This is a genomic window from Mycobacterium avium subsp. avium, assembly GCF_009741445.1.
Taxonomy (GTDB): Bacteria; Actinomycetota; Actinomycetes; order Mycobacteriales; family Mycobacteriaceae; genus Mycobacterium; species Mycobacterium avium.
The window spans coordinates 2,636,566-2,658,653 of sequence record NZ_CP046507.1 but is presented as its reverse complement, the minus strand read 5'-3'; the positions used below and the strand labels follow the sequence as shown (position 1 = coordinate 2,658,653).

Sequence of the window (22,088 nt, the reverse complement as noted above, 5' to 3'; positions counted from 1 at the left end):
AATATTCGATATAGCATCGATATCATGACACCGAGCGTAACCTTGGATTCCCAACCGCGTCAATCCGTTTCGCCACCCACCGATCGGGTGGTCGCCGTCATGAGCCTGCTGGGTGGTGCCCCCGACCGTTGCTTCACGGTGACCGAAGTCGGCCGAGCGTTGGAGATCAGCAGAGCGACCGCACACGCAGTGCTGAATGCATTGGCCGTTCACGACTGGGTAATCCGGGACCCCGAGACCGGTCAATTCAGTTGCGGCCCGGCCATCGAGGCATTGGCTCGTCCTTCCGGAGCAGGACGACGGCTCGTGCGGGCCCGCCTGGCCGGACTGGCGACTGAACTTCAGATGCAAGTTCTGCTGGTACGGCGCAACGGAACCGACATGACGGTGATCGAGACCGCCGGCCAGACGGCGACGGCTGCCCAGGTAGGCCTTGGCTTCCACATCCCGTTCCTGGCCCCTTTCGGCCGCGAGTTCGTCGCGTGGGCCGATGACCAAACGCATGGAGCTTGGCTCGCACGCTTGAAATCGGCGAGGCCCGAATTTCGTTCTCGCATGGACGAAGTACTGGCCGACGTACGCGACCGCGGCTACGCCATCGAGCGTCTGAGCCCTGAATGGCTGCGGGTGCACACTGCGCTTCAAGCGCTGAGCGGGCATGGTGACATCGACATCGTGACCACCAGCCTCGCCACTGCCATCGCCGACGGCACCGTGGTCGACTTCCTAACCGCGGAGCTTCCCCCTGGCCAATTGAATGAAGTGGCCATGGTGATGGCCCCGGTGCGGAACAGCGACGGCGCGGTCGTCATGTCGGTCTCGGCGATCCCCTTCGCGTCGCTGGAAGCGACCGCCGTGAAGGAGTTAGGTCAGCGAATGTGTCACGCCGCCGCCGAACTCGAAACGGTCATTGCTCGCTACGAGGCGACGTAAATGCGGCACCGGACAAATTCCCGTGTGAGCTGACCGTCTCGCCAGAATTTTCTAGTGTCGTGAGTCATCAATTCGCTTGCAGTAGTTCACGGCGGGTCCACGCCCTCAACTGCTCACGCTAGGCACTAGACAAAGCCACAGACGCAGCAACGGGGCCCGGCACACGCCAAGCCTACGATCCGAATGCGAGTTAACGACTCTCGACACTAGCGCCTCTTGAGTCCGTCACTCAGGAATCCCCGCACGACGTGGGCACGGACGAAGTCGGCGACCACGTCGTCGTCGCCCATGTCGAGATAGGGCGACGGGGTGGTGAACAACGAGAACAACATCCGCGCGAACCACTCGGTCGCCGACCGGATGTCAAGGTCACCGCGGACCTCGCCGGTCAGCCGCGCCGCGGAGACATACGGTGCGAGAAACTCGCTGCATTCCCGCAGGAGGGTCGACGCATTCTTGGTCAACATCAAGCTGACCTCGTCCTGGTCGAAATACGATTCGGGCTCCACGACTCGGCGCGCCTGAGCGACGAAAACGCCTGCACGCGTTAGCTTTTCCTCCAGCGTGCTGCCGCCGTGCCGATCGATCGCCGTGGCCAGCCTGCGATAGAAGCGCTGGGACGCCGCCTCCGCACAGCTTTCGACGATCGTCTCCTTGTCCCGGAAGTACTCGTAGAACGTGCTCCTGGACACATCCGCGACACGTGCGATGTCGACGATCGTCGTCTTCCGCAACCCGTGCGTGCGGAAACAGGCGAACGCAGCCGAGATGAGCACCTCGCGGGTGTCGACCGCCGTCGCGTACGTCATCTCGATTCCCGGCTTCCCCGCTCAGCGATCGGGCGCGAGGATCAGTCCGCTCGTCGGAACGCCTGTACCCGACGTGACCAGCACGTGTTCGACGTTGTCCACCTGATTGTGGGACGTGCCGCGCACCTGTCGGACGCCCTCGGTGATGCCGTTCATGCCGTGAATGTAAGCCTCGCCGAGCAACCCGCCGTTGGTGTTGATCGGCATCCGGCCGCCCAGCGACAGTTCTTCAACCGAGACGAAGTCCTTGGCTTCCCCGCGGCCGCAGAATCCGAGCTCCTCGAGTTGAGTGAAGACGAAAGGCGTGAAGTGGTCGTAGAGGAAAGCCGTCGAAATGTCTTGCGGTTTAAGACCGGAATCCCGCCACAGCTTGTCGCCAACGACTCCCATTTCGGGCAGGCCGGTGATCTCCTCGCGGTAGTAGCTGGTCATCACCTCGCCGTCGTAGGCGGCTCCTTGCGCGGCGGCCGTGATGACGGCGGGCGGCTTGGCCAGGTCGCGGGCGCGCTCGACGCTCGTCACCACCATGGCGACACCCCCGTCGCTTTCCTGACAACAGTCGAGCAGCCTCAGCACGGGCTCGATGATCCACCGCGATTGTTGGTGCTGCTCAAGGGTTATCGGCTTCTGGTAGAACCAGGCGTCGGGGTTGTTCGCGGCGTGCTTGCGGTCGATGACCGAGATCTTCCCGAAATCGGCGTTGGTGACGCCGTATGTGGTCATATAGCGCTGCGCGTGTAACGCGACCCAGGCGGCCGGCGTCATGAACCCGAACGGCGCATAGGGAGCCATCCACAGCGGCGTCACTCCCGGCTGACGGCCGGCGCCACCGAAGCGGAACCCGGAGCGCTCGTTGAACGCTCGGTAGCACACCACCGCCTCCGCCACGCCCGTCGCGACCGCCATCGCGGCCTGCATCACCGTTCCCGCGGCGGCGCCACCGCCGTGGGGGACCCTGGTGAAGAACGTCAGCTCCCGGATCCCGACATTGCGGGCGACCTCGATCTCCTCGTTGTCGTCGACGCTGAAGGTGACCATGCCGTCGATGTCGGCGGGACGAAGACCGGCGTCGCCTATGGCGGCTTTGACTGCCTCGCAGGCCAGTTGCATCTCGCTGCGGCCCGATTCCTTGGAGAACTCGGTTTGCCCGATCCCGACGAGCGCGGCCTTGCCGCCAATCCCGCAGGAGCCCCTGTTCATGCATCCACGCCTTCGAGCAGGCTGAGCACCGCGGTTCCCGAGACGTGGTCGCCGAGGCTGTTGGCGCCCCTGAACGTGACCTCGATGAATCCTTCGCCGTCGGCCGACGATTTGTCCGTGACCGATCCGGTGAAGCGCATCGGATCATTCGGGTAGGCCGGGACGCCGAGGCGAATGGACAACTTTTTGATCATCGCCTCGGGGCCCGCCCAGTCATGAAGGAACTTCACGCAAAGCCCATTAGTCGTCAGGATGTTCAAGAAAATGTCTTTGGATCCCTGGGAATTCGCAAAGTCGCGGTCATGGTGCACGGGCATGTAGTCGCGGGACGCGATGGCCCCGGCGACGATCAGTGTGGTGGTCACCGGGACGTCCATCGGGGTGACTTCCTCGCCCACGTTGATGGAATTCCATGCGCGCGTGGTGGTGCGGTCGACGGTGGAGGTCATGCGTTTCCTTCCGGGTATGTCGCGCCGAGCCGGGCGAGTTGTTGGGGGGCAGAGCCGAGCGAGAGCTCGATCTGCTTGGCCCACAGGAAATAGCGATGAAGCGGGTAGGTGACGTCGATGCCCATGCCGCCGTGGACCTGTTGGGCTGATGCGACGACCCGTGCACCCGCCTCGGCGGCCCAGAATTTGGCGATGGCGGCCTCGCGGGCGGCGGGTCGGCCTTCCGCGATCAGCCACGCCGCGTGCCAGGTGGTCCACCGAATCGCCTCGACGTCGATGAATGCATCGGCCAACCGCTGCTGCACGGCCTGAAATGAGCCGATCGGCCTGCCGAACTGCTCGCGCTCGCCGGTGTAGGACGCCGCGATCTTCAACGCGCGCTCGGTCACCCCGACCTGCATGGCGCACAGTCCGACGAGCGCCCTGGTGTACAGCGAGTCGACGGCATCCCGGCCACCGGCCTCGTTGAGTCGGAGCGCGACGGCCCCAGCGAACTCGACGTCGGCGTAGGGCTCACCGTTGGTGGTGATTGCCGGTGTGACGACGACGCCCTCGGTGGCCGTCTCGACGACGAACAGGCCCGGTCCGTCGTCCGCGCGTGCCGAAACCACGATGGCGTCGGCAAGCTGCGCTGCGGGCACGAGTTCCTTGACGCCGTCCAGGATCCAGGCGTCGCCATCGGGCCGTGCGGTGGTGCGTGGGGCGGCCGGGTCGGAGCTTCCCGGTTCGGCGAGCGCGGCGGTCAGTATCGTGCTTCCGTCCACCACCTTCGGTAGGTACCGTCGCTGAGTGGTCGAGTCACCGTGCCGCGCAATCGTATCCGCGCCGAGCACCAGGGTCGCATAGACCGGCACCGGCGCAACACTCCAGCCCACTTCCGCGAGCAGCACGCCGAGGTCGAGGAAGCTGCCACCGCTGCCGCCAACCGATTCGGGTAGCGCGATGCCCAGCAAGTCCGACGCCGCCAGCTCACGCCACAGTGCGGGGTCGAAACGAATCTCGCCCGATTCCAACTCGGTGAGGTGCTCGGTGGTGGCGCGGTGCTCGAAGAGCTGGCGGGCCACCTTGCCGACGGTCTCTTGTTCTTCGGTGAAGGAAAAATCCATGTTCGCCTGGTGCCTCGTGTTCAGCGGGCGGGCCGGAACTGGTGCAGCACCAGCTCGTCCCCGCTCGGGATTGCTTCGAACGTCTCGTAGAAGACCTCGACGGGCATACCGACGTCGATGGCCGCCGGTTCGATATCGCACAGGTTCGACACGATGCGCACACCTTCGTCGAGCTCGATCAGTGCCACGACGTAGGGGTATTGGAGGAAGGGGAGCGGCGGGTATTGCGGCATCACGAAGCTGTAAACCGTTCCGCGCCCGGTTGATTCGATGGAATCCCAGTTGAGCGACTGGCAATTTCCGCACATCGGGCGGGGCGGCACCCGCAACGTCCTGCAGTCGGCGCAGCGCTGGATCAGCAGCTTGTGGTCCTTGAGGCCCGACCAGAAGAATTCGGTGTCCGGGCTGATCGACGGAGCAAGTCTGGTCGCCATCAGCTTCCCGTCTTGAATCGCAGCGTGCGGAACCATTGGCGGCCGATGACTTCGCCGTTCTGATCGCGGTAGGTGGTCACCCACGTGACGAAGAATCCTTTGCCCATCGCGGTCGTCTTCTCGTCGGAGATCGAGTCGAACACCGTCTCACCGGTGATCTCGTCGCCGACGCGGGGATAGCGTTCGATCTCAAACTCAGAGTTCGTCGCGATGATGCCCGTGTAACCGGCGTCGGAGAGGAATTGCAGCGGGTTCGTCTTGATCTCGATCGGCACGCCGCCGCGCTCATGGATGCCGGCGAGCTTGGGCGGCGGCATCGTCCAGCTCTGCAGCATCACCGGCGGGGAAACCAGGCCACCGTAGCGGGAGTTCTCCGCGAACTCGGGATCAAGGTAGGCGGGATTCATGTCGTCCAACGCGTACGCCCAGTGCCGGATCATCGCGGCGTTCACCGGATCAGGGGCGCGGGAGGGTCTGCCGACTCCGTCGGTGGGCGTCCCGATCAACGCGTCGAGGCGCTCGCGCAGGTCGTCTTTGGCTAGCTCTGTCACGTGGATTTCTCCTTTCCGGAGGCCCGCACGTCTCGGGGTGCGCGGGGCATCCCGAGGCCGGCCATAGCGATGATGTCGCGTTGAAGTTCGTTGGCTCCGCCGCCGAATGTGTTGATGACCGCCAGCCTGTAGGCGCTCTCCAGCTCGCCCTTGAGCGGAGCCGCCGAGTCCTTGCGGACACCCGCCTGCCCGACGACTTCGAGCAGCTCGCGGGCGACCTGTTGAGTGAGTTCGGTGCCGAAAACCTTTGCCGCCGAGGCCTCGCCCATACCGAGGGCACCCGAGCTCATCGTCGCGTTCACGCGCAGGTTCAGCAGCCGGTAGGCGGCGACCTGCGCTTCCACCCGGGCCAGGGCCTGCTGCACCCAGGGCTGATCGATGACCATGCCGTCGTCGAGCGGTGTCGTCGACGCCCACTTGAGCGTCTTGGCGAAGAGCGGCTCCAGGGCACCGAGGTTGCCCAGGGCGGCGCGTTCGAGGTTGAGCTGGTTCGTCACCAGCGTCCAACCCTGGTTTTCGCCGAGCACGATGGCGCTCTCGGGTACCCGGACGTCATCGTAGAACGTGTAGTACGTGGACACCCCCGGCATGGTGTGTAGCGGCTTCCAGGAGAACCCGGGCGAGTCCGTCGGCACGATGAACAGGGTGATTCCCTTGTGTTTCTTGACGGTTGGGTCGGTGCGCGCCGCCAACCAGATGTAGTCGGCGAACTCCGCGCCGCTGGTGAACATCTTTGAACCATTGATGACGAACTCGTCGCCGTCCCTGACCGCGGTGGTCCGCAGCGAGGCGAGGTCGCTCCCGGCGCCGGGCTCCGAGTAACCGATCGCGAAATCAACGGTGCCCTTGAGGATCGCCGGGAGGAACTTGGCCTTCTGCTCCTCGGTGCCGTACTGAATGAGCGTGGGGCCCACAGTGTTTAGGGTGACAAACGGCAACGGTGCGTTGACCCTGCGCGCTTCCTCCGAGAAAATGTACTGCTCCAACGCGGTCAGCCCGCCGCCACCGTATTCGACCGGCCAGGCGACGCCGAGCAACCCGGCATCGCCGAGCGCCCGCCGGCACTCGGTCATCGCGGCGCCCCCCTCGGTGAGGTTGGCGACGGCGGCGCGGCGCTCCGGGGTCATCACCGCCTCCAGGCGCGTCCGGTAGTCCTTTCGGAGCTGCTCCTGTTCGGGCGTGTAGTCGAAGTCCATCAGTTGCCCGCCCCCAGTCGGATTGGCATGCGTTTCACGCCCGGCACCATGGTTGCGCGCAGCCGGGTCACGTCACCGGTGAGCTCGATCGTGGGAAAGGCGCCCAGTAGCACCTCAAACATCACCCTGGCTTCCAGGCGCGCGAGCTGGGCGCCAAGGCACGCGTGCTCCCCGGCCCCGAACGCGATGTGCGGGTTGGGATTACGGGTGATGTCGAACTCTTCGCAGGTGGGCCCAAAGATCTCTTCGTCGCGGTTGGCGGAGCCGTAGAGCATGACCACTGTGTCGCCCGCCCTGATCTGCTGGCCGCGGATCTCGACGTCCTCGGTCGCGCGGCGGGCCATGTGGGCGACCGGGCTGGTGAATCGCAGCATCTCCTCGACCGCGCTGGGCAGCAGCGACGGGTCCGATCGCAGCAGCGCGAACTGGTCGGGGTGGTCGATCAGCGCCAACGTGCCCAACGCGATCAGGTTGCGTGTGGTTTCGTTGCCGGCGACCAACAGCAGGAAGGAGAAGTTGAGCAGATCCGCGTCGGTGAGCCGCTCGCCGTCGACCTCGGCCGCGGCCAGGATGCTCAGCAGGTCGTCCTGCCCGCTGACCTCGCCGGACCGCCGCGCGGCGATGAGCTTGGTGAAGTATTCGTACAGCTCACCGAGGGCGACGATCGAGTCCAGTTCGATGTCCGGGTCGGCGGTGCCGACCGCCGCGTCCGACCACGCGCGGAACTGCTCCCAGTCTTCGGGAGGGGCACCGAGCATCTCGGCGATCATCCGGGTGGGAAGGGGCGCGGCGATCTCCTCGGCGAACTCGTACTCTCGCGACGGCTCGACACTGTCCACGATGCCCTTCACGATCTGGCGCACCTTGGGCTCGAGCAACTGCACCTGCCGGCGGGAAAAGCCGGAGTTGATGAGCTTGCGGAGCTGCCGGTGGCGGGGAGGGTCGGTGAAAATGAGGTTGCCTTCCTGAACGGGTTCAGGCTGGCTGGGATCCGGAATCGTGATGCCCTTCGTCGACGAGAAGGTCAGTGGGTGGCCCGAAACGTAGCGGACGTCCTCGTACTTCAACAGCGCCCAGAAGTTCGTGACGTCGTTCCACACCACTGGCGTCGTGTTGCGGAGTTCCCGGTAGACCGGGTAGGGATCGCCGGCGTAGAAGTCCGGAGAGTGCAAGGGAACAGTAGTAGTGGGCACCGCATGCCTTCCTTGGACACTGGGCTGGCCGGACAGATAACGCAAGAATGTCCGTTTCCATGCTGTCTACAGGAGAGCCAGATCATCTGTCAATCGCCGCATATTGGGCTAAAACTGGCTCAAATTAGCCGTTGACGGCGTCGCGGTCGGCGTGTACACACAGGTTGAGTATGTAAGTTATCTCGGTGGCGTCGCCCGCGCTGCTTCACGATCGTGCAGTCAGGAAGGCAGGCAGGATGGCTGGGTCGGGTTCGCTCCTCGAGGCCTACGGTCACTACATTGACGGCCAGTGGACCGACCCGGACTGCGGACGCTACGACGTCGTCAATCCCGCCACCGAGGTGGTGATCCAAACGGCGCCCGATGCGAGCGTGGCGCAGGTCCGGCAGGCGGTCGCAGCGGCCAGGTCCGCCTTCGACACGGGCCCGTGGCCCGCGGCAGAGCCCGCGGAACGGGCCCGATGCCTGCAACAACTCAGCGATGCGCTGATGGCCAGGAGCGAGGAGATCTACGCACTCGCGCTGGCCGAGTGGGGTTGTTCCGCGAACGAACGGCTGATTCACGTCGACGGACCGGCATTCATGGTCGGCCATGCCGCCGAGCTCGCGGCGGAGCCCGCCGAGGCACCGATGGATGCCTGGGGGGCCGCGGGCACCACACTGCTGCGCTACGAACCCCTCGGTGTGGTGGCGGCCATGACGCCGTGGAACTTCCCGCACACCCTCAACGTCATGAAGTTGGGCGCGGCACTGGCGGCGGGAAATACGCTGGTGCTCAAGCCTTCCCCGCTGACACCGCTGGCCGGGCTGGCGTTGGCGCGAATCATCGACGAGGACACGGACATTCCCCCTGGCGTCGTCAACGTGGTGCCGCCGACCAGCGTCGAGGCCAGCAGGAGCCTGACCCTGGATCCCAGGGTCGACATGGTGAGCTTCACCGGTAGCTCTGTCGTCGGCCGCGACGTGATGGCGGGAGCGGCGACCACCATGAAGCGCGTTCTGCTGGAATGCGGGGGCAAGTCGGCGACCATCCTGCTGCCCGACGTCGACGTCACCGACGACCTGTTGGAACGGCTGTTGTTCGAGGGATGCACGATGCATGCTGGTCAAGCCTGCATTCTCAACAGCAGGTTGCTGCTGCCCGAGGCGATCCACGACGAGGTGGTGGACCGGCTCGCCGCACTGTCCCGCGAAGTCGTGATCGGCGATCCCGTCGATCCGGCGGTCACCATGGGTCCGTTGATCAGCCGCGAGCACCTCGACCGTGTCGAGGGCTTCGTCAAACGCGCCGAAGCCGACGGTGCGACCGTCGTGGCCGGGGGAGCCCGCCCGAAGGATCTGAACAGCGGTTTCTATTTCGAGCCAACGATACTCACCGATGCCGCCGCCGATTCGTATATCGCGCAGGAGGAGGTGTTCGGTCCCGTGCTGACCGTCTTGCGGTATCGCGACGACGATGACGCGGTGACCATCGCCAACAATTCGTCTTATGGCCTCGGCGGCGCGGTGTGGGGAAGCGACATCGACCGCGCGGTGGCCATCGCCCGGCGGATGAGGACCGGACAGGTATCGGTCAACGGCACAATCCCCGGAGACGCGCCGTTCGGAGGCTTCAAGCAGAGCGGCATCGGTCGGGAGGGCGGCGTGATGGGACTGCGGGCCTATATGGAGCCCAAGGCCATCGGGATACCCGCGTGAACCGACCCCTGGCGGGCTTGCGCGTCGTCGAGTTGGCCTCCGAGATCGCGGGTCCCTATTGCGCGAAGCTGCTGGTGGACCTGGGCGCCGACGTGCGCAAGGTCGAGCCCCCGTCAGGTGACCCACTGCGCCGTTGGGGTCCCTTTCCCCCAGAGGGCCCTCATCCGGAGCGAAGCGGGCTGTTCGAGTACCTGAACGCCGGAAAGTGCGGCGCCACGGTTGATTTCGCGCAGGAACGTGGCCTTGAGGTCCTGCGCGAGATGATCTCGCAGGCGGATGTCCTGGTCGAAGACTTACCGGGGGGCGCACCTGAGCGCCGGGCGTGGGGTCTGGACGCGCAAACCCTGGCCCGGGTCAACCCGGATCTCGTCGTGGTCCGGATCTCCAGCTTCGGCCAGGAGGGGCCACTGCGTGACCGGGTGACGACTCCGCTGACCCTGCAGGCGGCGGCGGGTTGGATCAACGTGCGCGAGCCCGGCCGGGCGCCGCTACAGGCCGGCGCCCGCATCCCGGAATACATCGCGGGCGGATACGCGGCCCTCGGCGCGCTGACGGCCCTACGCGTCGCCACGGCCGAAACGCACCGGCCGGTCGAGGTGGACGTGTCGATGTTCGAGTCGCTGTTGGCGACGCTGCCCTATCCCATGCTGATGGCCGCCCGCTTGAAAAGCCTTGGCTTGCCGACGAATTCCAAAGCCGCGCCGATGCTGGGTATTGTGCGTGCCTCCGACGGCTGGATCGGGATCAACTGCCTGACCGGTCAGCATTGGCTGGACGTCTGCGCGATGGTCGGGTTGCCCGAGTTCGGCGACCACCAGCTCGCGATCATGCTCGGCGGGCCCGAGCGCGACGAGTTCTTCGCCAAGGCCCAGCCGTTCCTGGAATCGATGTCCGTCGCCGATCTGGTCGAATTGAGCCAGGCCATGCGCATACCCGCGGCGCCGATCACCGACGGCGACACGATCCTGGGCTGCCCGCAGTATGCGGAGCGAGGGTTTTTCGTCGACGCGGCCACCGACGGATGGCGATTCACCAGGCCAGGCGCGCCGTTCCGGCTCTCGAAGACCCCGGTACCGCCGCCATTGCCCGCTCCCGCCCTCCGAACAAACGGAGCGCAGGCCAAGTGGAGCAAGCGCGACGCACCGCGCCCGACGGGTGACGTCGCCGACGTCTCTTTGCCGTTCGCCGGGTTGAAGGTCTTCGACTTGAGCACTTTCTGGGCGGGCGCGTATCTGACGTGCTACCTCGGTGCGTTCGGGGCGGACGTGATCAAGGTCGAATCCATTCAGCGGCCCGACGGACACCGCTACTCGGGCTCGCTGCTGCGCGAGGGCGACGACTGGTACGAGCGCGGGCCGCTGTGGCAGGGAACCAATCTCAACAAGCGCGACATCACGCTGGATCTCACCTCTGCCACCGGTCGAGAGTTGGCGCTGCGACTGGCTGCGGAGGCCGACGTGGTGGTGGAGAACTTCTCGCCGCGCGTCGTCGAACAATTCGGACTGGATTACGACTCCATCGCGCGGGTCAATCCCGGCGTGATCATGGTGCGGATGCCCGGGTTCGGGCTCCAGGGGCCGTGGCGCGACTACGTGGGCTGGGCGCTGAACATCGAACAGGTGTCAGGCATGTCGGCCGCGACCGGTTATGCGGACGGCCCGCCGTGCAATCTGCAGGGGCCCGCCGACCCGATCGCCGGCGTACACGCCTGCGTCGCGCTGCTGGCCGCCCTCGAGCACAGGCGGTCCACCGGCGAGGGGCAGCTGATCGAGGCGGCGCAAATCGAGGTCGGCGCGGCGGTGACAGCCGAACCCGTCATCGAATACTCGTTGACGGGATCGGTGCGCCCGCGTGAGGGAAACCGCCACCGCGAATACGCGCAGGGCGTCTATTCGACCGGCAATGTCGACGAGTGGGTCGCGCTCTCGGTGCGTCATGACGATGACTGGCGAGCGGTGCTGGACGCCATTGACCGCCCCGACCTGCGCGACGACCCGAGATTCGCCTCCGCTGCAGCGCGCCGGGAACACCACGACGAATTCGACGAGGTACTGGCGAATTGGACGTGCGAGCGAACCGCGGAGGAGGTCGTGGCGACGTTTGACCGGCATGGTGTGCCCGCCGAGCGACTGTTGACGGCCGATCGGATGTATGACGTCGAGCAACTCGACGCGCGCGGCTTCTATCAGGACCTGGACCATTCGATCACCGGCCGACAGAGGTTTCCCGGCTGGCCTTTTCGCATCTCGCCGGGACCCATACACCAGCACAGGGCCGCCGCGCCGACACTCGGGCAGCACAACGCCGAGGTGCTTGGAGCGCTTGGACTTTCCGCTCAGGAGATTGCCGCGTTGCGGGAGCAACGAGTGATCGGGGAACGCGTTCTCAACGCATAGTCGATGAACTCGGCCCGTTCGGTCAGGCGTCGATCATCGCGGCGATCGTGTCGACGACGCACGCCGGGCGATCGCTGCCCTCCACTTCGACGGTGACGCGAACCGTGGCCCGGCCGCCTTTGTCGTTGCGCTCAACCTTGAGCAGTTCGGCGCCAGCCCTGATGCGGGAATCGACCGGTACCGGGGCGGGGAAGCGCAGCTTGTCGCTTCCGTAATTGACTTGCATCGCCAAGCCGGTTACCCGGTAGATCTGTTGCACGAGAATGGGTACCAGCGACAAGGTCAGATAGCCGTGGGCGATGGTCTTGCCGTAGGGACCGGCGGCCGCCTTCTCAGGGTCGACATGGATCCATTGATGGTCACCGGTCGCCTCGGCGAACAAGTCGATTTCCTTCTGCGTGACCTGGCGCCAGTCGCTGAAACCAAGGTGCTCGCCGACGTGAGCCTCGAAGTCGGCGATTCCGTCGTAAACCTTCGGGGATGTGCGCGCCCGGGTCATGCCGGAACCTTGAGCCCCAACTGCTCGATAGCGTTGCCTCCCATGATCTTCGCCTTGGCGGCCTCGGAGACACCGTCGAGCCGGTCGACAAAGCTCAGCGGATCACCGATGCCCTCGGGGTGCGGGAAATCGGAGCCGAACATCACGTGATCCTCGCCCATGATGTCGATAATCCCCTTGAGGTCGTCCCCGAGGAACGGATGGATGTAGATGTTTCGCTTGAACACCTCGACCGGGTGCTCGTCGAACTCCTTGGGCATGATCTTGTACGCGGTGTTGAGCTGCTCGAGCAGATTGCGGACCCACCCGCTGCCGTTCTCGACGCAGAAGATCTTCAGATCGGGGAAGCGCGACAACGCGCCGTGGCAGATCATCGCGGCCAGGGTGTCCTCGATGGCGCGGTGGCCCATCACGACTTCGCGTAACGCGCTCGGCTTGAAGGACAGGTACTCGTCGCCGCCTTCCCACTCCATGAGGTGTTTTTGGTAGCCGCTGTCCGAGGCGTGCATGGTGACCGGCATGCCGGCGTTGACGACCTCTTCCCAGAACGGGTCGAACTCGGGGAGGCCCATGGAGCGCGAACCGCCGAACCGGCTGGGCACGGGTGCGGGCCGCACCAGGAATGTCTTCATGCCGCGCTCGAGGCCCCAGTGGAATTCCTTGATGGCTTCGTCCACCAGGGGCAGGCAGATCACGGGGGTGGCGAAGATCCGGTCGTGGTAGTTGAACGTCCAGTGCTCGTGCATCCACTCGTTGAGCGCATGAATGATCGCGTGCGTGAGGATGACGTCGTCGGTCGTGCGTTCCTCGATGAGACTGGCGAGCGTCGGATACATGACGCACTGATCGATGCCGAGTTCGTCCATCAGTTCCAGTCGCGGCGCGGGTGACTGGTATGCCGGGATGACATCCATTGCCTCGCCGATGAATTCGCGGAAGTTGAGGCCTTCGGGATTGTTGCCCAGGAAATAGTCCTCCGCGCTGCCCGGCCTGGCGACTCGCTCGAACGTCGGGTTGGGGATCATGTGGCTGATGTGGTCCTTGACGACGAGTTTGGGTCGGCCGTTGACCTCGACGTAGCCGACCTTTCCGCGGTGCTCCTTCGGCAAGTACTTGGTGAGCGCGTCCGTCGTCTCGTACATGTGGTTGTCGATGTCGAAAACCGGGTACGGCAGAGACCGGGGTGACATGAGGCTATCCCTCCTCCGAGCAGCGAATATGATCGTTTACGATAAGTGAGAACGACGTTATCACTTTGGCTTTTCAACATCCAGACGGGGTCAGGACGCCGGGATCCCTTTCCACGCGTCAATCACGGCATCGGTGGTGGTCACCGTGGCGAGCAGGGACAGCGTGTTATCGATGATGGACTCGGCGTACTCCCGTGGATACCCGCTCACCGCGTCACGCGGCAACACGAACTGATAGCTGCGGTTCACCGCGTCCATCGCGAAGTTCTGGATGGCGATGTTGACCGAAACGCCCACTCCCACAATGGTCTTGATGTTCATGTTCCGCAGCACCGAGTCAAGATCGGTACCCGTCATCGGTCCGACGCCGTGGGTGCGGGTCAGCACGAGGTCGCTGGGTACCGGACCGAGTTCGGGCAGGACCGATGCGCCGGGGCTGCCGGGAGTCAGGTCGGCGGCGAACGATTTTCCGGCCATGAACAGCCGGGCATTGCTGTTCGATCCCCGGTTGTCCGGGCGCTTCTCGATCAGGCAGTGCACGACCGCGACACCGGCCGCCCTGGCGGCGCCGAGCAGCCTGGCGATGTTGGGAATGGCTTCGCGCCGGGCCTCTTCGGCGAGCAATGGAAGGCCGGCCTGCGGCCCGATCACCCCGCCCTGGCACTCCTGGGTCACCAGCGCGGTGGTTGCGGGATCGAGCATGGCTTGAAGGCTGGGTTGTGGCATGAGAATAGACGTTATCGTGTGCTGGAACTCAATTTCCACGAGGAGGACCGATGGAGGCTTGGGAGCTTGAAGTGCGGGAGTCGGTACGGCAGACTTTGGCCGACTACACCGCCGCCACCGATCGATTCGATCTTCGTGCGCTGGCGGCGTGTTTCTGCGACGAGGGAGTGCTGGAATTCACCGGCGGTGCCGAGCGCTTGACGGGGCCCGCGCAAATCGAGACCGGCCTCGGCGCCGCGGTGACCCGGCCTTCGACACCGGGCCAGCCGGCACGGCGCGCTCCGACCCACGTCCGCCACCATGTCTCCAGCATTCGGTTCGGGTCGGTGGCAAACACCAGGGTCGAGGTCAGCAGTTACTTCGCGGTCCACACCGACATCGGACTCGACCACTGGGGCCGCTACCGCGACGTTCTTGTGCCCCTGAATGGTCGGTGGCTGTTCGCCCATCGCCGGATCAGTGTGGACGCGTTCGCGGCCGACAGCCTGATGGCCTAAGGGTCATGCCGTGATGAACTCCTTGGCGAAAGCGCGCGAACGTTCGATGAGTTCGCTCCGGTCGGAGCCGGACGGGGCGATGGTCAACCAGGTGACCCCGGCGGCAGCGAGCCGCGCGATGATGGCGTGACGTTCGTCGGCCGATCTGCTGTCCTCCAAGAGGTTTCCCGCGGAGAAGCAGATGTCCAGCGGTGCGGTGCGGCCGATTTGGGCCGCGTACTGCTTGGCCCAGCCGATCGCGACCTCCAAATCCTCGATGGTCGAGATCTCCGCGGTGCGCGATGCGGCGGCGTAGCCGAACGTGTTGAACGGCGCCCACCCCTGAGCGCGCGATACCGCCCGGCGCACGGCCGGCTTGCTGTTGCCGCCGACCCATACCGGTGGGGGAGTCGTCGGCAGCGGGCGCAGCCGAACACCGCGGGCGGCGAATGACGTCCCCTGGTAGGCGATGTCCTCACCGGTGAGCACCTTGTCCAGCACGTCCAGCGCCTCATCGAGCAGAGCGCCGCGGTTGTCGAAATCGATTCCGAGCGCCTTGAATTCGGGTTTGAGATATCCGGCGGCAGTTCCGAGGATGAGGCGCCCGTTGGACAACGCCGCGAGGCTCTGGATCGATTTGGCGCCGAGAAACGGATTGCGGTAAGCGGCGATGTAGACATTGGTCAACAGCTTGACGTCGGTCGTTGCGGCGGCCGCGAAAGCCAACGCGACGAACGGATCAAGGGCGTGGTGGCCGCCGTGGTCGAGCCACTTCGCATCGGGTGCGGGGTGATCGGTGACGTGGACGGCTGCGAACCCGCTCTCCTCGGCCACTCGCGCGATTTCGGCGATCGCTTCAGCGGTTACGAACTCATCGACCGTTTCGACACGATGAGTCGGCAGTTCGAGGGAAAAGGAGACGGTCACGAGGATCCTTTCATTCAGAGACGAGCGTGGCCAGGCGCTGCGCGTGGTAGTCCGGGTCGCCGAAGATCAGCTGACTGGCCTTGGCGCGCCGGACGTACAAATGGGCGTCGTGTTCCCAGGTGAAGCCGATTCCGCCGTGGATGCGCATGTTGTCGAGCGCAACCTGCAGGAAGGCTTCCGAACACACCATCTTCGCGACCGACGCGGCGGTCGGGAGATCATCGGTGCCGGCCACTGCGGCCGCATGCGATTGGGCCGATCGCGCGCCCTCCACCTGAACCAACATGTCCGCGCACCGGTGCTTCACCGCTTGGAAACTACCGATCGGCCGACCGAACTGAATTCGATTCTTGGCGTAGTCGACGGCCATATCGAGGCACCGTTGCGCCGCGCCGACCTGTTCGGCCGTCAGCGCGACGAGCGCGAGGTCCGATGTGCGGGCAAGGAAGTTCGCGGCACCACCGTCTGTTCCGATCAGCTCCGCCGGTGCGCCGTCGAACTGCACCCGCGCCACCTTGCGGGTGCGGTCGAGTCCGGCCAACGGCGTGCGACAAAGCCCCTCTGGCCCGGCACGTACCGCGAACAACGACACGCCCGCGTCGGTGATGGCCGGCGCCAAGACGACGTCCGCGGTGTGACCGTCGATAACGAGCGGCGCCTCACCACGGATCCGATAACCGGCGCCCCGGCGGTCGGCCCGCAACGTCACGGCATCCGGGTCCCACGCGCCGAGTTGGCCGTTGAGGATCAGCGTCGCGGTGGTGGAACCGTCGACGAACCCAGGAACGAACCGCTCCACCGCCGCGTCGTCCTCGCTGGCGAGAATGGCCTGGGTCGCCAGCGCCACGGTGGCGAAGAAGGGGGAGCACACCAGCGCGCGTCCCATTTCCTCGAACACCACCGCAAGTTCGACCACACCGGCACCGGCCCCGCCCCATCGTTCCGGCACGACTATGCCCTGCAGTCCCAACTCGCCCGCCATCTGGCGCCACGACGCCTCGTCGTACCCGATGTCCGTCGCCATCAGCTTGCGAACGGTCTCGCTGGGCGATGTCGCGCTCAAGTAGTCGCGGACGACGCTGCGAAGTTCGTCGACCTCACTTGACGGCACGCCGGGCCTCCCGGTTCGGCCTCACCCGGGCTGCTGCGGGATCTGTGATACGCAACGCGGCAGACCGAACGCTCAGCGGTGCCCACCCGATCATGTTGTCGTACAGCGGTTTTGATGGAGTCATGTCTTCCTTTGCGCGATCGCGGCTGACGCCGGCGTCCCTCACTCGGGCGCCTGGCCATCCCGCGCGAGATGGCCATTGTCGGATCAGGATAGTATGTTTTGTGAAAATAGAGAATAATCATTCTCGCGCTTAAGGAGCGAAGCGGTGACGACGAAACTCGACTACGGCATCTTTGACTGCGACACCCACTGCTACGAGACGCGGGACGCGTTCACCCGTTATCTGCCGGAGGAGTTTCGGGACCGGGCGATCACCACCGTGCGCGGAGCGGACGGCGTCGAGGTGATCCTTGCGGGACATCGGGTCGCCACGTTCAACAGCGAAGGGGGACTGGGCCTCGATGTCGCTTATCGGCCGGGCTCGCTCAAGGAGATGCTCAAGCAGACGGGATCGGGCAACCCCGAGGAGTCCTACGAGCCGCAACCCATGCAACCGGAATTCATCGAGCGCGGTGCACGCCTTGCCGTCATGGCGGAGCAGAACATCGAGCGTATGGTCATCTATCCCAGCGGTATGGCCCTGGCCGCCGAACACTACGTCGACGACACAGCGGCACTGTACGCCAACCTGCGCTCGTTCAACCGATGGTTCGACGAAGAGTGGGGTTTCAACTACGAAGACAAAATTTTCGCCACGGCGCTGATGTCGTTGCGCGACTTGGATTCTGCGATCGCCGAGACGGAGGCCATCATCGCGCAGGGCGCAAAGTTCGTGCTGTTGCCGACCGGGCCGGCTTACGGTCGATCGCCTGGCGACCCGTACTTCGACCCGATTTATGCACGCTTGCAGGAGGCCGGCTGCATCCTGGTGTTCCACATCATGCCGTTCTGGTACTTCAATGCGATCTCGCCCGCCTGGGGACAAAACTCCGACCCGGCTTCTTGGCACATGTCGGCGTGGCAGTGGATGAATGTCTACGGCCAGCGCCCGATCGAGGAGACGTTGTCCGCTCTCATCTTCGACAACCTCTTCGGTCGCTTCCCGGGCCTGAACGTCCTCGTCGCCGAGCACGGGGCGGAATGGGTGCCGTTCTTCGTCAAACACATGGACAAGAGCAGAGGGATGGGCCGCAACGGGCCTTGGATTGGTGGGAAGCTGACGGAGCGGCCTTCGGCGATCTTCCGCCGTCATGTCCGTGTCGTGCCGTACCCCGAGGACGACATCCCAGGAATCGTCGCGGGCTTGGGATACGACGACTGCTTGGTGATGGGCTCGGATTACCCGCACGCCGAAGGCCTGGCCGTGCCGGCCGAATTTGCCAAGCTGCTCGACCCGCTCGACGACGCCACCAAGCGGCGGATCATGCGTGACAACGCCGACCAGTTGTTCTCCCGGAGCTAACCGCCCGATGGCAGACGACGACGTCGACCTCGACCTGCTGCGCGGGTCTGCGCGGGAGTTTTTGGCCGAGCGCGGCGAAAAGGAATCCGTCAAGGACCTTGCCGCGATGGACTGGACCGCGCTGCTCGTCGGTGAGGAGGCGGGTGGCGCAGGCTGGCGTCCCGTCGAAACGTGCGTCATAGCCGAAGAACTCGGACGAGCGAACGACAGGTCGGCATGGTTCGGTACCACAATGTCGGCCGGCGCGCTTGCCTCGGCGCCCGCCGATGTGAGGGAACAGTTGCTCCCCGGTCTGCTCGCCGGCACGACGGTAGCGGGCTTCGCCGCCGCGGACGCCTCCGCACGGATCATTCGCGGCAATGAAGTCGACATCATTGTGCTTCTGGGACGCAACGGAATTCACCTGATTCGTGACCCGGATCCCGCGCGGACGGTGCTGGACGGCGACTTGCTCGACGTCACCAGAACGGTCTGGCGTATCGACCTCACCGACGCGCCCAGCACCCTGATCGGGCCGCCCGGCAGGGCCACAGAGCTGATGGCCGTGGCTCGGCTGCTCGTTTCCGCCGACTCCTTGGGCGCCGCCTCGATGACCCTTGAACGTCTGACGGCATACCTGCGGGAGCGCGTGGCGTTCGGGGCGCCGATCGCGAGCTTCCAAGCGATTCAGCACCGGCTCGTCGAGCTGCTGGTCTTCGAGGTCAAAGCCCGGGCCGTCATCATGAAAGCGGCGCGCGCCATAGCCTCCGGCGACGAAAGGGCGACCGCCCTGGCGGCGGCCGCGCACGCGTTCGTGGCGGCGAAAGCATCGGCCGCCGTGGACGAATGCATGCAACTGTCTGGCGGCATCGGATTCACTTGGGAGTACCCGCTGCACTACGAACTGCGTCGCGTCTTCACCAACTCTCACCTGATCGGCACGGCGCGGTCGAGTCGCGCGCTGCTGGCGGAGGTGTCCGGCTGGTGAGCGCTTTCGTCAACCGGCCCACCGAGGCGCAGCTGACCGAGTTCAGGCATCGCGTCAGGGCACACATCGCCGAACACGCACCGGCGATCGAGGCGCGCGAAGGCCACCGAGCGCCCGAGACCGCCGAGCAGGAAGCCCTGTTGCGCACGTGGTTCGCCGGCTTGTTCGAGGCGGGGTTTGCCGGTGCGGACTGGCCGGTCGAATACGGCGGTCGCGACGACTACCACCCGCTGCACGACCGCATCGTGAGCGAGGAGATCCTGCGCGCCCGCGCGCCGCGCCCGGTGGACCAGGTGAACCTGGCCGCCCATGTCCTTCTGCACTTCGGGTCCGACGAGCAGAAACGAATGCTGCTGCCATCGATTCGGCGCAGCGAACATGTCTGGTGCCAGTTGCTCAGCGAGCCCGACGCCGGCAGCGACATCGCCGGAGTGCGCAGCCGCGGTACGCGGCAAGACGACGGCAGCTGGCGCCTCGACGGGCAGAAGACCTGGATCACCGACGGCCACTGGGCCGACATGGGCCTCGCTCTGATGCGCACCGACCCGGCGTCGTCGCGCCACCACGGCCTGTCGGTCTTCGCCGTGCCGCTCTCGGCAGACGGCGTCGAGGTTCGTCCGATCCGCACGATCGGTGATGCGATCGAGGTCAATGAGGTCTTCCTCACCGGAGTCCGCGTCGGTGCCGAGAGCCTGATCGGCGCAGCGGGCGACGGCTGGTCAATCATCATGGCGGGCCTGGACTTTGAACGATTCGGCATCGGTGGAAACGTCGTTCTGCTGGAACTGTTGATCGATGATCTGGTCGTCGTGGCCCGCCACGCGCAGGTCGACGGCACACCCGCGCTGGAGTCCGCCGACATACGCCAGAAGGTCGCCGAGTTGGCCGTGGAGGTCGAAGTGGCCAAGGCGTTCATCGACGATCACGTGGAGCGGCTGACATCGGGCGACGAACGACCGGGTGACGGCTCGATCGCGAAGTTGAGTTTTGCGGAGACATACCACCGCGTCGCGGCTTACGGCGCCCAGTTGGCGGCGTCCGCGACCGTCGCCGGGGTCGCGGACCCGGAGGTGCAGAACGCCAAACAACGGTTGCGGGAATGCTGGTTGTGGTCGCGCGCCTACACGATTTCGGGCGGCAGTTCGGAGATGATGCGCAACATTCTTGCCAAGCGCCGACTGCACCTGCCGAGCCGATGACCTCACGTCCTGCGGCGCAGACCTACTGGTCCCTGGTGGAGACCGCCGCGCGGGCGCACCCCGACTGGGTTGTCCTCGCGGACGACTATGGGCGCAGCCTGTCGTGCGCGCAGCTGCGGGACTCCGCACTGACTTGTGCGGCGGCGCTGGCGCAGCGGGGGATCGGTGCGGGCACGGTGGTGTCCTGGCAACTGCCGACCACGCTGGAGACGATGGTCGTCATGACGGCGCTGGCGCGCCTCGGTGCGGTGCAGAACCCGGTGCTGCCGATATGGCGGGAGAGCGAACTGCGGTTTGTGACAGCACAACTCGGGACCGAAGTCATCATCGTCCCGGGATTGTGGCGCGACTTCGACCACACCGCGCTCGCGTATCAGCTCGCCCGTGAACGTGCCGGTGAGCGGCCCATGTCCGTCGTGGTCGTCGACCACGACGCACCCGTCACCGGCGGGCTTCGGCTGCCGGTGGGGGAACCAAAAGAGCTGCCTCCACCGCCGAGCGGCGGCGAGGAACCGCGGTGGATCTACTATTCGTCGGGCACGACGGCGGCACCGAAAGGGGCGCGGCACTGCGACCGGTCGGTCATCGCCGGTTCGGCAGGGGTCATCGGGATCGTCGGGGCGTCCAGTCGCGACGTCAACCCGATCGCGTTTCCGGTTTCGCACATCGGAGGCGCCGCGATGCTCTCCGCGGCCCTGCTCACCGGGATGAAGCTGGTGCTGTTCGACGCCTTCGACCCCGTCGAGACCCCTGTCGCCATCGCGGCGCACCGCCCGACTCTGCTGGGCAGCGCGACGCCTTTCTTCGTCGCCTTCATGGCGGCGCAGGCGAAGCATGGCGACGAACCGCTCTACCCCGATCTGCGGGGCTGCGTCGGAGGGGGTGCGCCAATCACCGCCGAGCTCGGTCACCAAGTGCGACAAACGCTTTCGGTCGACGGCGTGGCCAATGCGTGGGGCTTGACCGAATTTCCGGTCGCCACCTCTCAGGCGCCGAACGGTCCGGCGGAGCTGCTGGATCACACCGTCGGCAAACCGGTGCCCGGCGTTGCGGTACGGGTCGTCGACGAAGCTGGACAGCAGGTGTCGCGTGGCACGGAGGGGGAGTTGCGGCTCAAGGGGCCGCAGTGCTTCCTCGGCTACGTCGACGCAACTCTGGATGCCCACGCGTTCGACGCCGAAGGATGGTTCCGCACAGGAGATCTGGGCCGCATCGACGACGACGGCAACGTCGTCGTCACCGGCCGGATCAAGGATGCGATCATCCGCAATGCGGAGAACATCTCGGCCTTGGAGGTCGAGGGTGTCCTGGCCAGCCACCCGGCGGTGGCCGACGTGGCGATCATCGGGGTGCCGGATGAGCGGACCGGCGAGCGTGTTTGCGCCGTCGTCGTCGCGCGCCCGGGTGTGGCGGTGACGCTTTCGTCGGTCTTCGAACACTGTCAAGCGCGGGGACTGAGCAAGCACAAAACGCCCGAACGACTCGAAATCGTGGATGCGCTGCCCCGGAATAGCACCGGCAAGGTCCTCAAGACCGAGCTGCGGGCGCGGTTCGGCTGAAGCAC

At 65.5% G+C, this 22,088-nt stretch carries 21 protein-coding genes; 8 read left to right on the top strand and 13 right to left on the bottom strand.

The features are described 5' to 3' along the window. Positions 1 to 24 precede the first annotated feature (24 nt). A complete protein-coding gene (locus MAA44156_RS12370; protein WP_080555736.1) occupies positions 25 to 933 on the top strand; it encodes a helix-turn-helix domain-containing protein in 909 nt (302 codons plus the stop codon). 206 nt (positions 934 to 1,139) lie between these two features. Here MAA44156_RS12370 and MAA44156_RS12365 read toward each other — a convergent pair whose 3' ends face one another. Genes MAA44156_RS12365 through MAA44156_RS12330 form a run of 8 tightly spaced genes read right to left on the bottom strand, consistent with a single transcriptional unit; the run spans position 1,140 to position 7,850 of the window. Beyond that, complete coding sequence (locus tag MAA44156_RS12365) at positions 1,140 to 1,742, bottom strand: TetR/AcrR family transcriptional regulator (protein WP_009956515.1); 603 nt, start codon at positions 1,740 to 1,742, stop codon at positions 1,140 to 1,142. Positions 1,743 to 1,763: 21 nt separating this feature from the next. Then, a complete protein-coding gene (locus MAA44156_RS12360; RefSeq protein WP_009976131.1) occupies positions 1,764 to 2,942 on the bottom strand; it encodes a lipid-transfer protein in 1,179 nt (392 codons plus the stop codon). Then, a complete protein-coding gene (locus MAA44156_RS12355) occupies positions 2,939 to 3,391 on the bottom strand; it encodes a MaoC family dehydratase (protein WP_009956512.1) in 453 nt (150 codons plus the stop codon). The genes MAA44156_RS12360 and MAA44156_RS12355 overlap by 4 nt, the downstream gene beginning before the upstream one ends. Next, complete coding sequence (locus MAA44156_RS12350; RefSeq protein WP_009976133.1) at positions 3,388 to 4,497, bottom strand: acyl-CoA dehydrogenase family protein; 1,110 nt, start codon at positions 4,495 to 4,497, stop codon at positions 3,388 to 3,390. The genes MAA44156_RS12355 and MAA44156_RS12350 overlap by 4 nt, the downstream gene beginning before the upstream one ends. Before the next feature lie 20 nt (positions 4,498 to 4,517). After that, entirely contained in the window at positions 4,518 to 4,931 is a 414-nt protein-coding gene (locus MAA44156_RS12345) for a Zn-ribbon domain-containing OB-fold protein (protein ID WP_009976134.1), read from the bottom strand. Beyond that, on the bottom strand, positions 4,931 to 5,482 hold the full coding sequence (locus tag MAA44156_RS12340; RefSeq protein WP_009976136.1) for an FAS1-like dehydratase domain-containing protein: 552 nt from the start codon (positions 5,480 to 5,482) through the stop codon (positions 4,931 to 4,933). Before MAA44156_RS12340 ends, MAA44156_RS12345 begins: the two co-directional genes overlap by 1 nt. Beyond that, positions 5,479 to 6,678, bottom strand: a complete 1,200-nt coding sequence (locus tag MAA44156_RS12335) for an acyl-CoA dehydrogenase family protein (protein ID WP_008255398.1) — start codon at positions 6,676 to 6,678, stop codon at positions 5,479 to 5,481. The genes MAA44156_RS12340 and MAA44156_RS12335 overlap by 4 nt, the downstream gene beginning before the upstream one ends. Continuing rightward, on the bottom strand, positions 6,678 to 7,850 hold the full coding sequence (locus tag MAA44156_RS12330) for a cytochrome P450 (protein ID WP_009976142.1): 1,173 nt from the start codon (positions 7,848 to 7,850) through the stop codon (positions 6,678 to 6,680). The genes MAA44156_RS12335 and MAA44156_RS12330 overlap by 1 nt, the downstream gene beginning before the upstream one ends. A 257-nt stretch (positions 7,851 to 8,107) precedes the next feature. On the opposite strand from MAA44156_RS12330, the gene MAA44156_RS12320 reads away from it, so the two are divergent. Continuing rightward, positions 8,108 to 9,568, top strand: coding sequence for an aldehyde dehydrogenase family protein (locus MAA44156_RS12320; protein WP_009976143.1), 1,461 nt, complete (start codon positions 8,108 to 8,110; stop codon positions 9,566 to 9,568). Beyond that, complete coding sequence (locus MAA44156_RS12315; protein WP_029248441.1) at positions 9,565 to 11,964, top strand: CaiB/BaiF CoA transferase family protein; 2,400 nt, start codon at positions 9,565 to 9,567, stop codon at positions 11,962 to 11,964. Before MAA44156_RS12320 ends, MAA44156_RS12315 begins: the two co-directional genes overlap by 4 nt. A 22-nt stretch (positions 11,965 to 11,986) precedes the next feature. Here MAA44156_RS12315 and MAA44156_RS12310 read toward each other — a convergent pair whose 3' ends face one another. The 3 genes from MAA44156_RS12310 to MAA44156_RS12300 all read right to left on the bottom strand — a co-directional run bounded on the left by MAA44156_RS12310 (position 11,987) and on the right by MAA44156_RS12300 (position 14,355). Then, entirely contained in the window at positions 11,987 to 12,463 is a 477-nt protein-coding gene (locus MAA44156_RS12310; protein WP_008255402.1) for a MaoC family dehydratase, read from the bottom strand. Beyond that, a complete protein-coding gene (locus MAA44156_RS12305) occupies positions 12,460 to 13,653 on the bottom strand; it encodes an amidohydrolase family protein (protein WP_009976147.1) in 1,194 nt (397 codons plus the stop codon). Before MAA44156_RS12305 ends, MAA44156_RS12310 begins: the two co-directional genes overlap by 4 nt. Before the next feature lie 90 nt (positions 13,654 to 13,743). Further along, positions 13,744 to 14,355, bottom strand: a complete 612-nt coding sequence (locus tag MAA44156_RS12300; RefSeq protein WP_009956502.1) for an isochorismatase family protein — start codon at positions 14,353 to 14,355, stop codon at positions 13,744 to 13,746. A gap of 74 nt (positions 14,356 to 14,429) precedes the next feature. Here MAA44156_RS12300 and MAA44156_RS12295 point away from each other — a divergent pair, with 74 nt between their 5' ends. Continuing rightward, positions 14,430 to 14,876, top strand: coding sequence for a nuclear transport factor 2 family protein (locus tag MAA44156_RS12295; protein ID WP_023879877.1), 447 nt, complete (start codon positions 14,430 to 14,432; stop codon positions 14,874 to 14,876). Positions 14,877 to 14,879: 3 nt separating this feature from the next. On the opposite strand, the gene MAA44156_RS12290 is transcribed toward MAA44156_RS12295, so the two are convergent. Together MAA44156_RS12290 and MAA44156_RS12285 are read right to left on the bottom strand one after the other, a co-directional pair. After that, complete coding sequence (locus tag MAA44156_RS12290; RefSeq protein WP_008255406.1) at positions 14,880 to 15,782, bottom strand: TIGR03619 family F420-dependent LLM class oxidoreductase; 903 nt, start codon at positions 15,780 to 15,782, stop codon at positions 14,880 to 14,882. Between the two features lie 10 nt (positions 15,783 to 15,792). Beyond that, positions 15,793 to 16,893 carry an acyl-CoA dehydrogenase family protein gene (locus MAA44156_RS12285; protein ID WP_008255407.1) on the bottom strand — a complete coding sequence of 367 codons (1,101 nt, stop codon included), beginning with the start codon at positions 16,891 to 16,893 and terminating at the stop codon, positions 15,793 to 15,795. A gap of 268 nt (positions 16,894 to 17,161) precedes the next feature. Here MAA44156_RS12285 and MAA44156_RS12275 point away from each other — a divergent pair, with 268 nt between their 5' ends. From MAA44156_RS12275 to MAA44156_RS12260, 4 genes are read left to right on the top strand one after another with little or no spacing between them, the layout of a single operon-like run. Continuing rightward, a complete protein-coding gene (locus tag MAA44156_RS12275; RefSeq protein WP_009976149.1) occupies positions 17,162 to 18,358 on the top strand; it encodes an amidohydrolase family protein in 1,197 nt (398 codons plus the stop codon). A 7-nt stretch (positions 18,359 to 18,365) separates the two neighbouring features. Continuing rightward, a complete protein-coding gene (locus MAA44156_RS12270; protein WP_008255411.1) occupies positions 18,366 to 19,325 on the top strand; it encodes an acyl-CoA dehydrogenase family protein in 960 nt (319 codons plus the stop codon). Continuing rightward, on the top strand, positions 19,322 to 20,524 hold the full coding sequence (locus MAA44156_RS12265) for an acyl-CoA dehydrogenase family protein (RefSeq protein ID WP_009976152.1): 1,203 nt from the start codon (positions 19,322 to 19,324) through the stop codon (positions 20,522 to 20,524). The genes MAA44156_RS12270 and MAA44156_RS12265 overlap by 4 nt, the downstream gene beginning before the upstream one ends. Beyond that, positions 20,521 to 22,083, top strand: a complete 1,563-nt coding sequence (locus tag MAA44156_RS12260; RefSeq protein WP_009976154.1) for a class I adenylate-forming enzyme family protein — start codon at positions 20,521 to 20,523, stop codon at positions 22,081 to 22,083. Before MAA44156_RS12265 ends, MAA44156_RS12260 begins: the two co-directional genes overlap by 4 nt. The last annotated feature ends 5 nt before the right edge of the window (positions 22,084 to 22,088 follow it).